This window comes from Stenotrophomonas sp. JC08, assembly GCF_052180205.1.
In the GTDB taxonomy this organism is placed as follows: Bacteria; Pseudomonadota; Gammaproteobacteria; order Xanthomonadales; family Xanthomonadaceae; genus Stenotrophomonas.
Genome location: NZ_CP197473.1, coordinates 3,272,737 through 3,287,938 on the forward strand (window position 1 = coordinate 3,272,737; position 15,202 = coordinate 3,287,938).

Below are 15,202 nucleotides of genomic sequence, written 5' to 3' on the forward strand. Positions count from 1 at the left end.
CGCAGCGTACACCGCCGCGCATCGCCAGAGGTAGTCGCCGGATCGACAGATCCTGCCGTGACCACCGGCCAGCTTTGATATCGTGTCGGCCCCGGAATGGAACCGCCATGAGCGAGCTGCAGGACCTCACCGCGCTGATCCGCGCCAACACGCCACTGATCGTCATCCAGACACAGGATGAGGCCCGGATTGTTGAGCTGTTCCGGCAGGCGCTGATGCATGTGTGGCGGGCGCTGCACCGCTGGACGATCACCGAGGGCCTGCGCCGCATCGACCTGGACCGCGAGGACGATCCGGTCGGTCCGCCCGATGCCAGCGCGGTGTTGCGCATGATCCAGCAGGCCGAGCAGCGCGGCATCTACCTGCTGCTCGATTTCCATCCCTACCTGGGCTACGCCAGCCACCAGCGGCTGCTGCGCGACATCCTGCAGCGCCGCCACAGCCAGCCGCATGTGATCGTGCTGGTCGGTGCCAGGGTCGAACTGCCGGCCGAGCTGGAAGCGCTGGCGACCCGCTTCAATCCGCGCCTGCCCGATGCCAACGCGCTGCTGAAGATGCTGCGCGAGGAAGCCGGCGCCTATGCCGGTGAACACGGTGGCCGGCGCGTGGAGGTGGACCAGGAAGCGGTGCAGCAGATCCTGCGCAACCTGCGCGGTCTCAGCCTCACCGACGCACGCCGCATCGCCCGCCAGCTGATCTACCACGACGGTGCGCTGCGTGCCACGGATCTGCCGCAGCTGGCGAAGCTGAAGTTCGAACTGCTCAACCGCAGCGGCCACCTGCACTACGACTACGATTCGGCGCGCTTTGCCGACGTCGCCGGCGCGCACCGGCTCAAACGCTGGATCGAGCAGCGGCGCGCGGTGCTCGTTTCCGGCAACGCTCCGCCCGGGCTGGACCCGCCCAAGGGCATGCTGCTGCTCGGCGTGCAGGGCTGCGGCAAGTCGATGCTGGCCAAGGCCACCGCCGCCGGCTTCGGCGTGCCGCTGCTGCGGCTGGACTTCGGCACGCTGTACAACAAGTACCACGGCGAAACCGAGAACAATCTGCGCGATGCGCTGGCCTCGGCCGAGCAGCTGGCACCGTGCGTTCTGTGGATCGACGAGATCGAGAAGGGGCTGGCCAGCAGCGGCGAGGACGGGGGCGTCTCGCGACGGGTGCTGGGCTACCTGCTGACCTGGATGGCCGAACGCAAGGCGCCGGTATTCATCGTCGCCACCGCCAACCAGGTGCACGAACTGCCGGCCGAACTGCTGCGCAAGGGCCGCTTCGACGAGATCTTCTTCGTCGACCTGCCCACCGCCGATACCCGTGTGGAACTGCTGCGCCTGCACCTGGGCAAGCGCGGACTGGACGCCGGCGGCTTCGCCCTGCCGGCGCTGGCCGCCGCCGCCGAGGGCTTTTCCGGCGCCGAGATCGAGCAGGCGGTGGTTGCCGGTCTGTACGCCGCGCATGCGGAAGGCAAGCCGTTGGACACCGACCTGCTGATGGCCGAGATCCGCACCACCCGGCCGCTGTCGGTGCTGATGGCCGAGCAGGTGCAGGCCCTGCGCGACTGGGCACGCGGTCGCACCGTGCCGGCGGACTGAGCCCGTCCGCGCAGTGCCCCGCTGCTGCCGCTAGGAGACGCGTCCCAGCACCCACACCCAGGCCGGCAGGGTCAGCAATGACAGCACGATGCCGTAACCGACCATCGCCGCAGCCAGGCGCGGCGCCAGCCGGTGCGAGATCGCCAGCGCCGCAGCGGTGATCATCGTCGGCATCGCGGTTTCCAGCACGTTGACGCGCAGCATGTCGCCCTGCAGGCCGAACGCCCACGACAACGGCAGCGCAACGGCCGGCAGCACCAGCAGCTTGAGCAGCAGGCCGACCGCCAACGGCGCCAGCTCGGCCCGCGACAGCCGCAGCTGGATGGTCAGGCCCACCGCCAGCATCACCAGCGGCAGCATCGCATCGGCCAGGCTGTCCAGTGCCGATGCGATCCATGCCGGCGGCGCCGCCGGCATCAGCAGCAGCGCGAACAGCAGCGCCCACAACGGTGGAAAGCGCAGGATCCGCTGCAGGATCTCGCGCCCGCCCGGCGCGGCGTCGCCGCTGTATCGCGCCAGTACATACAGACCGAAGGTGGACAGCAGCACGAAGGTGCCGAGCTGGTCGTAGACCACCGCATACGGCAGCGCCGCATCGCCCAGCAGCGCGCGCACCATCGGGTAGCCGATGAAGCTGGAGTTGCACAGCGCCACGCACAACAGCAGCACCGCATGCACCTGCCGGTCGAACCCGAACAGGCGCGTGGCCAGGCTCACCAGCACCACGCTCAGCCCCATCAGCAGCCACGGGGTGAGCACGATGCCGATCAGCGAGACATCCAGCTGCAGCTTGGGCACATAGGTGAGCACCGCGGCCGGCAGGCAGACGTACAGCACCACCTGGTTGAGCACCTCGGCGCTGTTGTCGGGCAGGGCGCGCATGCGTGCGAACAGCATGCCCAGCGCGAGCATCGCCAGGACCAGCGCGAAGGCATCAACTGCCATGGGAAAACACCGGCAACAGGATCAGCCCGTAATTATGCGCCTGCCCGGGCGATCCCGGTCACGGCCATGCCGGCGGTGCCGCCGCCCAGGCCTGCTGCACCTGCGCCAGCTGTGCGCGCTCGGCATCGCGCCACAGCGGCAGCAGGCGCGGGAACTGCGCGGCATCATTATGCGCCCGCCCGGCCGATCCCGGTCACGGCCATGCCGGCGGTGCCGCCGCCCAGGCCTGCTGCACCTGCGCCAGCTGTGCGCGCTCGGCATCGCGCCACAGTGGCAGCAGGCGCGGGAACTGCGCGGCATCGGCCCACTGCTGCGGCTCGGTGCGTACCGCCGCGGCGAACCAATGCACCGCTTCGTCCTTGCGGTCCAGCTGCCACAGCACCAGCGCCAGCGTCGGCGGCACCCAGTCGGCATGCCCGCGATTGGCCTCGGCCGCCTCCACCCACAACGCCAGCGCCGCCGCCGCATCGCCCTGCCGGTACAGGTCCCAGGCATGGTTCCAGCGGATGCCGCGGGCCTGCTGCGAGGTGCCCGAAACCGCGCCCAGCGCCTCGCCGTAGAGTTTTTTGCCCAGCTCCGCGCGTCCTTCGGCATAGGCGATGGACGCCAGCTGCACACTGGCTTCAACGCCCTTGCGGCCGCGCTCGCGCAGCTTCATCAGCTGGTCGACCAGATCCGGCTGACCGGCCGGCAACACCTCGATCGGCCTGGCGGCCACATCCGGATCGAAATAGAACTCGGCGATCTTCGGCAACGTCTGCGCCTGCGCCGTCACCACCGATGCAATCGCCAGACCGGCCGCCAGCAGCATCGTCACCATCCTGCTTCCCATTCCCATCCCTCGCTCCCCGTGTGTGCATCCTCAGGTTCGCGATGCTAACCCGAGGGGCGGCTCATGTGCGATTGCAGCAAAAAAGAGGCGGGAACCGCACTGCTACAATCGCCGCCCGCTGCCAGCCACCTCCGGGCGGCGGTGGACCGCCGTTCCTGCAATGGGCCAGCCATGACCAGTACTGCCGAACTTTCCTCGCCTGCCTCCGCCAACGACCCGCTGACCGGCGTGCGTGACACGGACTACACGCTGGAACACAAATACACGCGCACCGATGGCCGCATCTACCTGAGTGGCGTGCAGGCGCTGGTGCGTCTGCCGCTGATGCAGCAGCAGCGCGATGCCGCCGCCGGACTGGACACCGGCGGCTTCGTCAGCGGCTACCGCGGCTCGCCGCTGGGCGGCTTCGACCTGGAACTGTGGCGCGCACGCAAGCATCTGGAAGCGGCCAAGGTGAAGTTCGTGCCGGGCCTCAACGAGGATCTGGGCGCGACCATGGTGTGGGGCACGCAGCAGACCAACCTGTTCCCCGGTGCCAACGTCGATGGTGTGTTCGGCATGTGGTACGGCAAGGGCCCGGGCGTGGACCGCTGCGGCGACGTGTTCAAGCACGCCAACGCCGCCGGCACTTCGCAGCACGGCGGCGTGCTGGCACTGGCCGCCGACGACCACGCCTGCCGCAGCTCGACCCTGCCGCACGGCAGCGAAGAAGAGTTCGTCAGCGCGATGATGCCGGTGCTGAACCCGGCTGGCGTGCAGGACATTCTCGACATGGGTCTGGTCGGCTGGGCGATGAGCCGCTACACCGGCCGCTGGATCGGCTTCAAGACAATTGCCGAGACGGTGGAATCCTCGGCCTCGGTGGACGTCAATCCGTTCGCGCGGCAGATCATCCTGCCGGAGGATTTCGAGATGCCGCACGGCGGCCTCAACATCCGCTGGCCGGACCCGCCGCTGGAACAGGAAATGCGCCTGCACCGCTATGCGGTGAAGGCCGCGCAGGCGTTTGCCCGCGCCAACGGCATCGACACCGTGGTGATGGATTCGCCGCAGGCGCGGCTGGGCATCGTCACCACCGGCAAGAGCTATCTGGACGTGCTGCAGGCGCTGGAATACCTGGGCCTGGACGAGAAGGCCTGCGCCGACATCGGCATCCGCGTCTACAAGGTCGGCATGACCTGGCCGCTGGAGCCGCAGGGCATCGGCGCGTTTGCACGCGGGCTGGCAGACATCGTCGTGGTGGAGGAAAAGAAGGCCTTCATCGAGCGGCAGATGAAGGAATACTTCTACAACTGGCCGGCCAACTGGGGCGCGCGCCCGTCCATCGTCGGCAAGTACGACGAGCAGGGCGAATGGATCCTGCCGTCCACCGGCGAGCTGACCCCGGCCACCATTGCCGGCGTGATCGGCCGCCGCATCCAGCGGTTCTTCAATACCGAATCCATTGAAGAACGCCTGCGCTGGATGGACGTCAAGGAAGCCGAGATGGCCCTGCCGCGTGCGCAGTTCCCGCGCGTGCCACATTACTGCTCCGGCTGCCCGCACAACACCTCCACCAAGGTGCCGGAAGGCTCGCGGGCGCTGGCCGGCATCGGCTGCCACTACATGGTGACGTGGATGGACCGCGCCACCGACACCTTCACCCACATGGGTGGCGAAGGCGTCACCTGGGCCGGGCAAGCCGCATTCACCGACACCGAGCACGTGTTCCAGAACCTCGGTGACGGCACCTATTTCCACAGCGGCTCGCTGGCGATCCGCCAGGCCATCGCCGCCGGCGTCAACATCACCTACAAGATCCTCTACAACGACGCGGTGGCGATGACCGGCGGCCAGCCGGTGGACGGCACCCTGACCGTGCCGCAGATCGCCCAGCAGATGCGTGCCGAAGGCGTGCACACCATCGTGCTGCTGTCCGACGACATCGCCAAATGGAAACTGCGCCGGCACGAATTCCCCAGCGATGTGGAATTCCACGACCGCGCCGAGCTCGACGCGGTGCAGCAGCAGCTGCGCACGGTGAAGGGCACCAGCATCCTGATCTTCGAGCAGACCTGCGCCACCGAGAAGCGCCGCCGCCGCAAGCGCGGCAAGCTGATCGATCCGCCCAAGCGGACCATGATCAACTCGCTGGTCTGCGAAGGCTGCGGCGATTGCGGCGAGAAGAGCTTCTGCGTCTCCGTGCTGCCGAAGGAAACCGAGTTCGGCCGCAAGCGCGACATCGACCAGTCCAACTGCAACAAGGATTTCTCCTGCACGACGGGCTTCTGCCCGAGCTTCGTCACCGTGCACGGCGGCCAGCTGCGCAAGGGCAAGAAGAGTGGTTCGGCCAGCCTGCTCGACAACCTGCCGGCGCCGACCTTCCGCACCGATTTCTCGCAGCCCTGGAACATCCTGATCACCGGCGTCGGCGGCACCGGCGTGGTGACCATCGGCGCGCTGCTCGGCATGGCCGGCCACCTCGAGGGCAAGGGCGCCAGCGTGCTCGACCAGACCGGCCTGGCGCAGAAGGGCGGCGCGGTCACCACCCATATCCGTATCGCGCGCAGTCCCGAGGACATCCACGCGGTGCGCATCGCCGCCGGCGAAGCCGATCTGGTGCTGGGTTGCGACATGGTGGTGGTCAACGATTACTGGGCGCTGTCCAAGGTGCGCGGTGAACGCACGCAGGTGGTGCTCAACACCTACGAGGCGATGCCCGGCACCTTCACCACCCATCCGGACATGCAGTTCCCGGCCGCCGACATCATTGCCGGGGTCAAGCTGGCACTGGGCGGGCGCGAGCCGATCCTGCTCGACGCTACCCAGCTGGCCACCGCGCTACTGGGCGATGCGATCGCCTCCAACCTGTTCATCCTCGGCTTCGCGTGGCAGCAGGGGCTGGTGCCGCTGTCGCTGGAAGCGCTGATGCGCGCGGTCGAGCTCAACGGCGCCGCGGTGGCGATGAACCAGACCGCGTTCGCCTGGGGCCGCCTGGCCGCGATCGACCCGCAGGCCGTGCAGCAGGCCGCCGGCCTGATCCACAACGCCCCGACCGAAGCCGAGCGCAAGCCGGCCGCGCTGCGCGAGCTGCCGCCGGGCGACTGGGAAGGCAGCGAGGCCGGCGCACCGTCGGCACCGCGCAACCCGGACAACGAGCCGGACGTGCGGGGACTGCCGGCCGCCAGCCAGACCCGCGGCGAAGCCATCCATGCGTCGCTGGACGACGCCCACCTGTCGCGCTCGCTGGATGAACTGATCGCCCGCCGCGTCGCCTTCCTCACCGACTACCAGGATGCCGCCTACGCCAACCGCTACCGCACTCTGGTCGACGCGGTACGCAGTGCCGAGCAGCAGGCCATCCCCGGCAGCACCGCCTTGAGCGAAGCCACCGCGCGCTACTTCTTCAAGCTGATGGCCTACAAGGACGAATACGAAGTGGCCCGCCTGTACACCAGCGGCGATTTCCTCAAGCGCGTGAGCGAGCAGTTCGAGGGCGACTACCAGGTGCGTTTCCACCTAGCACCGCCGCTGCTGGCCAAGCGCGACGAACACGGCCAGCTGCAGAAGAAGGAATACGGCCCTTGGATGTTCAAGGCCTTCGGCCTGCTGGCCAAGCTCAAGGGCCTGCGCGGCGGTCGTTTCGACGTGTTCGGCTACACCGCCGAACGCCGTGGCGAACGCCAGCTGATTGCCGATTACGAAAAGACCCTGCAGGAACTGATCGGCAGCTTGGATGCACGCCGGCTGGGGCTGGCGGTGGAGATCGCCAGCATCCCCGAGCACATCCGCGGCTATGGTCACGTCAAGGAAGCGCACCTGCACGAAGCCAAGACCCGCGAGGCGACGCTGCTGGCAACGTGGCGCAACCCGAAGGCGCTGCATATCGTGCAGGCAGGATAAGACGAATGGGCAATCTATGGGTTGCACAAGCGATATGCAACACATACATTGCATTTCGTAGATGAAACCTATCGCTTGCATTTTGGAGAGGCAAGGCATACGTTGCCCAGATCATAAGTTCCTCGGGCGCTTGCCATGAACAACAAACGCCACGCCGTCCGCGCCGCCCACCAGCTGGGCCCATTGATGCGGGCATTCCGCAAGCAGGCTGGGCTGAGCCAAGCCCAGTTGGGTGAACGCCTCGGCATCTCCCGGCAGGCCATCACCGCGCTGGAACGCGAACCCGAAGCAGCTACCTTCGAGCGGCTGATGCGGGTATGGGCCGAGCTCGGCGTGGAGGTTTCCCTGCAACCGCGCGAGCAGGACAGGCCGGACACCGGCCTGGAGTGGTGAGCCATGAGCGAACTACGGGTATGGATGAACGGCTTGGAAGTCGCCTCCTGGCAGGAAGGCGCCCGCACCGGGTCACGGCTGACCTACCTTCCCACGTGGCTGGACTCCGAACAACCACGCCCCTTGTCGCTATCGCTGCCGTTGCTGCCGGCCGGTGAAAACCATCGTGGCCCGGAGGTGACGGATTACTTCGACAACCTGCTCCCGGACAACGGCGCCATCCGCAATCGCCTCCGCGACCGCTTCGGCATCCGCTCATCCGGCACGTTCGACCTGTTGCAGGAAATCGGTCGCGATTGCGTGGGCGCCGTGCAACTGCTTCCTCCAGGCATGGCGCCGGAAGACATCCACTCCATCGAGTGCATGCCATTGAGTGACGCCCAGATGGCGGACCGTCTGCAGGCGGTCACCAGCGCCGCGCTGCCGGGCCAGCATGTGGATAACGAGTTCCGCATCTCCATTGCCGGCGCGCAGGAAAAGACCGCCTTCCTGCGCCATCACGACCGTTGGTGCGTCCCCACCGGCAGTACGCCAAGCACGCATATCTTCAAGCTACCACTGGGGTTGGTCGGCAACCTGCGGGCCGACATGCACGCCTCGGTGGAGAACGAATGGTTGTGCATGCAGTTACTGGCCGCGTTCGGCATTCCCGTCGCCAACACTTCGATCGGCCAATTCGGCGACCAGCGTGCGCTGATTGTGGAACGCTTCGACCGCCGGCTGGCCCGCAACGGCCGCTGGTGGCTACGGCTGCCGCAGGAGGACATGTGCCAGGTGTTCGGCCTGCCCTCGTCGCGCAAGTACGAAAGCGACGGCGGCCCCGGCATCGTGCAGATCATGGAACTGCTGCGGCAATCGGAGCAGCCGCAGGATCGGGCGATCTTCTTCAAGACCCAGCTGCTGTTCTGGCTGCTGGCGGCCACCGATGGCCACGCGAAGAATTTCAGCATTCATATCGAGCCTGCCGGCAGATTCCGGCTGACGCCGATCTACGACGTGCTTTCGGTCTACCCGATCCTTGGCCGTGGCCCGAACCAGCTCGATCCGCATAACGCGGCATTGGCGATGGCGGTAGCCGGCAGGAACCGGCATCGGAGGCTCATGCGGATCCGCCGTCGCCACTGGAACGACACCGCACGCGCCTGCGGTGTCGCCGAAGGTGCGGAGCCGTGGATCGACGAGCTGTTGGAGCGCATCGAGCCGGCCATCCAGACGGTACGCGCGCTGCTGCCGCATGACTTTCCCGAGCGCGTGGCCATGCCGATCTTCGAGGGCTTGCGGCAAGCAGCCACGCGGCTGGCAGCGATGGCGCCGGACGCCTGAAGAGCGCACGGCATGCTTCGGCATACTCCAAGCGCCTCCCGGCCCATGTATTCAGCGCTGCGGCGCGAGGATCTTCGTCAACACATCCGCGCGGCCCTCGATCCGGCGCAGGTGCGGGTAGCGCAGGCCGTCGCGGTAGTCGATGCGCACGCTGCGGAAGCTGTCGGCCTGCCGCACGATCAGCTCGACCGGCACGCCGTTCTTCGCATCGGTCACCGCCTGCTTCAGGCGGGCACCGCTGTAGGCCAGGCCGTTGACCGCGACCAGCGTCACGTCCTTGGCCAATCCGGCCTTGAACGCGGGACTTTCCCAGCCGACGAACTGCAGCACGCCGTCGCTGCCCACTTTCATGCCCAGTGAATACTGCAGGTCGGTCAGGCCGTCGGCTTCGCCATCGGCGATGACCAGATTCGGTTGTTCGCTGAAATGCAGTTCCCACCCCGCTGCGTGCAGCCCGTCCGGGGCGTGGCCATCGCGCGCGTCCAGCCGCGTGCCGATGAAGGCGTCCCAGTCACCGGGCTGCAGCGCTTCCAGCGCCTGCATCACATCGGTGCGGTCGTACAAGCGGATCTGGCCCGGCTCACCACCCTGGTGGAAGCGCCGTGCGAACGTATCCAGCGACACCTTGCCCTTCGACAGGCTGCGCAGGCGTGCATCCACGCCCAGCCACAGCAGCGTGCTCTCGTTGTAGAACTCGAACGCCCGCTGCCAGTCGGCCCAGGCCTGCGGCTTGGCGTTGAAATCGAGGATGCCCTGGTGGACGGTGTCATGCAGGTCGCGCCATTGCCGACCCGGCTGGCTGGCGTAGTTGGCCTGCAGCTGCGCCAGCATCGCCATCGCGTAATCCGGCTGCCACAGGCCCGAGCGCGCGGCCAGCACCACCGCCCAGTACTGGGTCTGGCCTTCGTACATCCACAGCTCGTCGTTGTGCATCGGCGCGTTGTAGTGCGGCACCCAGGTCGGACGCGGTCGCCAGGCCTTGCCCACCCACGCGTGTGCGTATTCGTGCGGCAGCAGGTCGTTGTCCAGGAACGGTCGTTCGCCACGCAGGTAACCGTCGTGCATGCCGTTCTCGCTGGACTGCGCATGCTCAAGGCCGATGCCGCTGAACACGTCCGACACCGCCAGCAGGAAGTTGTAGCGGCTGTACGGGCGCGCACCGAACACCGCGTCGGCTTCGCGGACCAGCGCGCGGTGCGCATCCAGCACCTTGCCGTCGGCCTGCAGCGCCTGCGGATTCTCGGCGACCACATCCAGCCACACCGGCTGCCGGGTCGTGTCGTCCAGCGCGAAACGCTTGAAGTGGCGTCCGGCGAACACCGGCGAGTCGATCAGCGTCATCAGCGACACCGGCGCGTAGTGTTCGACATGACCTTCGCGACGGTCGACGTCCAGCGCGCTGCCGCTGTGCCAGCCGTCGGGTAACCGCAGCGAGGGTTTGACCTGGATACCGCGTGCATCCACACCGGCCGGATACAGCAGCACCCGGTGCCATTGCAGGTCCAGCAGATTCGGCGTCATCGCCACGCGGCCCTGGTCGGCGGCAGTCGGCGACAGGTACTGGAACTCGATCTCCAGCACGCCCACACCTTCGGGCACCTGCAGCTGGAAGGCATACATGTCGCCCGAATTGCGCGTCCACGGCAGCACTTGACCGTTGCCACGGATGACCAGCCCGGCCATCTGGTTGATCGGCCCGGTCGGGGCATGGTTGCCGGGAATCCACTGCGGATACCACAGTGTCAGCGGACCGGCCGACACCGGGATGCGCTGGCGCACGCGCTGGATGCGACGCTCGATATCACTGGCATCCACCTCCAGTTCGATCACGCCCGGATAGTGCGGTTGCACCTGCAGCGCCACCGCCCGTGCATCCACCGGCTGCGCCTGTACACCTGCCAGCGGAGCAAGGCCCAGCATCACCGCCAGCAACCAGCCACCTTTCTGCTTCAGCACCGCCTGCCCCTTGTTGGAAAGTTGTTCGGCACCCTGCCCCACCCTGCGCGCTTCACTGTGCGCGCTGCCACACCAGCGTGCGGTTGTTGGCCGGCATTGCCACGTCCTCGCGCAGCAGCAGCCCCTGTGCCCGCGCCAGCGCATCGACCGCCTCGAAGTCGCGGATGCCCGAGCGTGGATCGCGCGTCTTCAGCCAGCCGTCGAAGACCCGGTTGCTGTCGCTGCTGAAGTCACCACCGTAATTGAACGGCCCGTAGGCGATGAACAATGCGCCGGGCGCCATCAGCGCCGGTAATCCGGCAAACAGCGCCTGCACGTGTTCCCAGCCCATGATGTGCAGCGTGTTGGCGGTGAACACCGCGTCGAAGCCGGTGACGCCATCGACGACCGGCAGTGGCGGTGCCGGCTGCAGCCCGCCCTCCATCACCGCCTGCAACGTGATCGGCGGCGGCGTGTTCGGCAGCGCGGCCTCGTCCAGCCACTGGCCGATGCCCGGCAGCTGGTCGGGGTGGTCACTGGCCTGCCAGCGCAGCCACGGCATCGCCGCGGCGAAGTGCACCGCGTGCTGGCCGGTACCGCTGCCGATCTCCAGCACGTGGCGGACCTCGGCCAGATGGCGCTGCAGCACCGCCAGGATCGGCCCGGCGTTGCGGTCGCAGGATTCGGCATAGGGTTTGGGGATCATCGAAAGCACTCCGTTCACTCCGCCGATTGTGCCGCAGCACGGCTCTGTGCCTGCTCATGACCATGGTCACTTGTGCACGGGGGCCGCCGCAGCGGAGATTCGAAGACCCTGTGCGGTGCCCGGCATCGCCGATTCCGGAGCCTTAGCATCATGCAACGCCGCCAGTTCCTCACCCTTTCCGGTCTCGGCCTGGCCGGGATGATGCTGCCCAACGCCCGCCTGATCGCCGCCGAGGAGCTGCTCGCACCGGCGGACGTGGCGAAGAAGAAGGCCCTGGCCGACACCGTGCTGGCGCTGGCCAAACGGGGCGGGGCCAGCTACTGCGACGTGCGCATCGGCCGCTACCTCAACCAGGCCATCGTCACCCGCGAGGACAAGGTGCAGAACGTCACCAACCGCGAGTCGGCCGGGGTCGGCATCCGCGTGATCGTCGATGGCGCCTGGGGCTTTGCCGCCAGCAACCGCAGCACGCCGCAGGCGGTGGCCGAGGCAGTGACGCAGGCGGTGGCGATCGCCCGGGCCAATGCGAAGATCCAGAGCCGCAGCGTGCAGCTGGCGCCGACACCCGGTGTCGGCGAGGTGCAGTGGAAGACACCGATCCGCCAGAACGCGATGGCGGTGCCGGTCAAGGACAAGGTGGAGCTGCTGCTGTCGATCAACGCTGCTGCGCTCAACGCCGGTGCCGATTTCATCAACTCGCAGCTGTTCCTGGTCAACGAACAGAAGTATTTCGCCTCCTCCGACGGCTCGTGGATCGACCAGGACGTGCACCGCATCTGGCTGCCGTTCACCGCCACCGCGATCGACAAGAGCAGCGGCAAGTTCCGCACCCGCGCCGGGCTGTCTGCGCCGATGGGCATGGGCTGGGAGTTCCTCGATGGCAACGCCGCCGACAAGCACTCGCTGCCCGGCGGGGTGATCGGCTACGGCAACTCCTATGATCCGGTCGAGGACGCCATCGCCGCGGCCAGACAGGCGCGCGCCAAGCTCGGCGCACCGTCGGTGAAACCGGGCAAGTACGATCTGGTGCTGGACCCGTCCAATCTGTTTCTGACCATCCACGAGAACGTCGGCCACCCGCTGGAACTGGACCGCGTGCTCGGCTACGAGGCCAACTACGCCGGCACCAGTTTCGCCACGCTGGACAAGCGCGAGCAGCGCTATCAGTACGGCAGCGACATCGTCAATTTCTTCGCCGACAAGACCCAGCCCGGCTCGCTCGGCGCGGTCGGCTATGACGATGAAGGCGTCAGGACGCGGCGCTGGGACCTGGTCAAAGACGGCAGGCTGGTCAACTACATGGCCACCCGCGACGAGGTCCACATCCTTGGCGAGGACGCCTCGCACGGCTGCAGCTATGCCGATTCGTGGTCCTCGGTGCAGTTCCAGCGCATGGCCAACGTGTCACTGGCGCCGGGCAAGTCACCGCTGACACCCGCGCAGATGGTCAAGGACGTGGAGAACGGCATCTACATCCATGGCCGCGGCTCCTATTCGATCGACCAGCAGCGCTACAACGCCCAGTTCGGTGGCCAGCTGTACTACCAGATCAGAAATGGCGAGATCACCGGCATGGTCGAGGACGCCGCCTACCAGATCCGCACCCCGGAGTTCTGGAACGCCTGCAGCGCGATCTGCGACGAACGCGACTTCCGCCTCGGCGGCTCGTTCTTCGACGGCAAGGGCCAGCCTTCGCAGGTGTCGGCGGTCTCGCACGGTTCGGCCACCACCCGCTTCGACGGTATCAACATCATCAACACCGCACGCAGTCTCGGCTGAGTGGCGGAGAGGCAAGGCGACGAAGCGGTCACGGAAAAGCCCGGGCGCCCATGTCGAAAGTCACTACCGCCGGCGTGCGCCCGCCGCAAGAATCAAACGGTTCGCAGCGCACCGCGAAGTCCTCGTCGTTTGTTGCCGTAACGCCCGCCGTGCGGGCCGTGCCACTGGAGAGCAGCCTTGCAAAGACGTGATTTCCTCGCCCTGACCGGGCTCACCGCAGGCGGCCTGATGGTGCCGTCGATCTTCGGCAAGGCGATCGCCGCCGAGCAGCTGCTGACCACGCTCGATCCGGCGCTGAAGAAGCGCCTAGCCGATGACGCGCTCAACGCCGCCCGCGCCGCCGGTGCCACCTATTGCGATGTGCGCATCGGCCGCTACCTGCGCCAGTTCGTGATCACCCGCGAGGACAAGGTGCAGAACGTGGTCAACACCGAGTCCACCGGCACCGGCATCCGCGTGATCGTCAATGGCGCCTGGGGCTTTGCCGCCACCAACGACCTCAGCCCGGCCGGTGTGGTCAAGGCCGCGCAGCAGGCCGCGGCCATCGCCCGCGCCAACGCCAAGGTACAGACCGCGCCGGTGCAGTTCGCCAAGGCACCAGGTTACGGCGAGGTCAGCTGGCGCACGCCGATCCGCAAGAACGCGATGGAAGTGCCGCTCAAGGACAAGGCCGACCTGCTGCTGGGCGTGAACGCCGCCGCGCTCGGTGCCGGCGCCAGCTTCGTCAACTCGATGCTGTTCCTGGTCAACGAGCAGAAGTACTTCGCCTCCACCGACGGCTCCTATATCGACCAGGACGTGCACCGCATCTGGGCACCGATGACAGTCACCGCCATCGACAAGAGCAGCGGCAAGTTCCGCACCCGCGCCGGGCTGTCCTCACCGATGGGGCTGGGCTTCGAATACCTGGATGGCGATGCTTCCGGCAAGACCGTGCTGCCCAACGGCGTGACCGTCTACGGCATGTCCTACGACATGCGCGAGGACGCCATCGCCGCAGCCAAGCAGGCGCAGGAGAAGCTCAAGGCACCGTCGGTCAAGCCGGGCAAGTACGACCTGGTGCTGGATCCGTCGCACACCTGGCTGACCATCCACGAAGCGGTCGGCCACCCGCTGGAGCTGGACCGCGTGCTCGGCTACGAGGCCAACTACGCCGGCACCAGTTTCGCGACGCTGGACAAGCGCGAGCAGCGTTTCCAGTACGGCAGCGACAAGGTCACCATGTTCGCCGACAAGACCCAGCCCGGCTCGCTCGGCGCGGTCGCCTACGACGACGAAGGGGTGAAGACCAAGCGCTGGGACCTGATCAGCGACGGCAAGCTGGTCGACTACCAGACCATCCGCGACCAGGCGCACATCCTCGGCAAGACCGAGTCGGACGGCTGCTGCTATGCCGACTCGTGGTCGTCGGTGCAGTTCCAGCGCATGGCCAACGTGTCGATGGCGCCGGGCAAGACCCCGCTGTCGGTGGCCGAGCTGGTCAAGGACGTGGAAAACGGCATCTACATCATCGGTGATGGCTCGTTCTCCATCGACCAGCAGCGCTACAACGCCCAATTCGGCGGCCAGCTGTTCTACGAGATCAAGGACGGCCAGATCACCCGCATGCTTGAGGACGTGGCCTACCAGATCCGCACCCCGGAGTTCTGGAACGCCTGCAGCGCCATCGCCGACGAACGCGACTACCGCCTGGGCGGCTCGTTCTTCGACGGCAAGGGCCAGCCGGGCCAGGTGTCGGCGGTCTCGCACGGCTCGTCCACCGCCCGTTTCGACGGCATCAACGTCATCAATACCGCACGCAGCCTCGGCTGACCGTCC

General features: G+C 67.1%; 10 protein-coding genes. 6 read left to right on the plus strand and 4 right to left on the minus strand.

The features are described 5' to 3' along the window. Positions 1–107 precede the first annotated feature (107 nt). Positions 108–1,589 carry an AAA family ATPase gene (locus ACSBPQ_RS15135; protein WP_442682901.1) on the plus strand — a complete coding sequence of 494 codons (1,482 nt, stop codon included), beginning with the start codon at positions 108–110 and terminating at the stop codon, positions 1,587–1,589. A gap of 30 nt (positions 1,590–1,619) precedes the next feature. Here ACSBPQ_RS15135 and ACSBPQ_RS15140 read toward each other — a convergent pair whose 3' ends face one another. Both ACSBPQ_RS15140 and ACSBPQ_RS15145 read right to left on the minus strand, forming a co-directional pair. After that, positions 1,620–2,534: an AEC family transporter gene (locus ACSBPQ_RS15140; RefSeq protein WP_442682902.1), complete on the minus strand. Its 915-nt coding sequence runs from the start codon at positions 2,532–2,534 to the stop codon at positions 1,620–1,622. A 193-nt stretch (positions 2,535–2,727) separates the two neighbouring features. Further along, a complete protein-coding gene (locus ACSBPQ_RS15145; RefSeq protein ID WP_442682903.1) occupies positions 2,728–3,345 on the minus strand; it encodes a tetratricopeptide repeat protein in 618 nt (205 codons plus the stop codon). Between the two features lie 192 nt (positions 3,346–3,537). Between ACSBPQ_RS15145 and ACSBPQ_RS15150 the strand changes: the two genes are divergently transcribed. The 3 genes from ACSBPQ_RS15150 (at position 3,538) to ACSBPQ_RS15160 (ending at position 8,964) form a co-directional block, all read left to right on the plus strand. Further along, complete coding sequence (locus ACSBPQ_RS15150) at positions 3,538–7,248, plus strand: indolepyruvate ferredoxin oxidoreductase family protein (RefSeq protein ID WP_442682904.1); 3,711 nt, start codon at positions 3,538–3,540, stop codon at positions 7,246–7,248. Positions 7,249–7,383: 135 nt separating this feature from the next. Continuing rightward, positions 7,384–7,641, plus strand: a complete 258-nt coding sequence (locus ACSBPQ_RS15155; RefSeq protein ID WP_442682905.1) for a helix-turn-helix domain-containing protein — start codon at positions 7,384–7,386, stop codon at positions 7,639–7,641. A 3-nt stretch (positions 7,642–7,644) separates the two neighbouring features. Beyond that, on the plus strand, positions 7,645–8,964 hold the full coding sequence (locus ACSBPQ_RS15160; RefSeq protein ID WP_442682906.1) for a type II toxin-antitoxin system HipA family toxin: 1,320 nt from the start codon (positions 7,645–7,647) through the stop codon (positions 8,962–8,964). 51 nt (positions 8,965–9,015) lie between these two features. Here ACSBPQ_RS15160 and ACSBPQ_RS15165 read toward each other — a convergent pair whose 3' ends face one another. Both ACSBPQ_RS15165 and ACSBPQ_RS15170 read right to left on the minus strand, forming a co-directional pair. Then, positions 9,016–10,920: a M61 family metallopeptidase gene (locus ACSBPQ_RS15165; protein WP_442682907.1), complete on the minus strand. Its 1,905-nt coding sequence runs from the start codon at positions 10,918–10,920 to the stop codon at positions 9,016–9,018. A 52-nt stretch (positions 10,921–10,972) separates the two neighbouring features. Further along, positions 10,973–11,605 (minus strand): DUF938 domain-containing protein, encoded by a 633-nt coding sequence (locus tag ACSBPQ_RS15170; RefSeq protein ID WP_442682908.1) that lies wholly within the window; start codon positions 11,603–11,605, stop codon positions 10,973–10,975. A gap of 150 nt (positions 11,606–11,755) precedes the next feature. On the opposite strand from ACSBPQ_RS15170, the gene ACSBPQ_RS15175 reads away from it, so the two are divergent. Together ACSBPQ_RS15175 and ACSBPQ_RS15180 are read left to right on the plus strand one after the other, a co-directional pair. After that, complete coding sequence (locus ACSBPQ_RS15175; RefSeq protein WP_442682909.1) at positions 11,756–13,384, plus strand: TldD/PmbA family protein; 1,629 nt, start codon at positions 11,756–11,758, stop codon at positions 13,382–13,384. Between the two features lie 177 nt (positions 13,385–13,561). Beyond that, on the plus strand, positions 13,562–15,196 hold the full coding sequence (locus ACSBPQ_RS15180; RefSeq protein ID WP_442682910.1) for a TldD/PmbA family protein: 1,635 nt from the start codon (positions 13,562–13,564) through the stop codon (positions 15,194–15,196). The last annotated feature ends 6 nt before the right edge of the window (positions 15,197–15,202 follow it).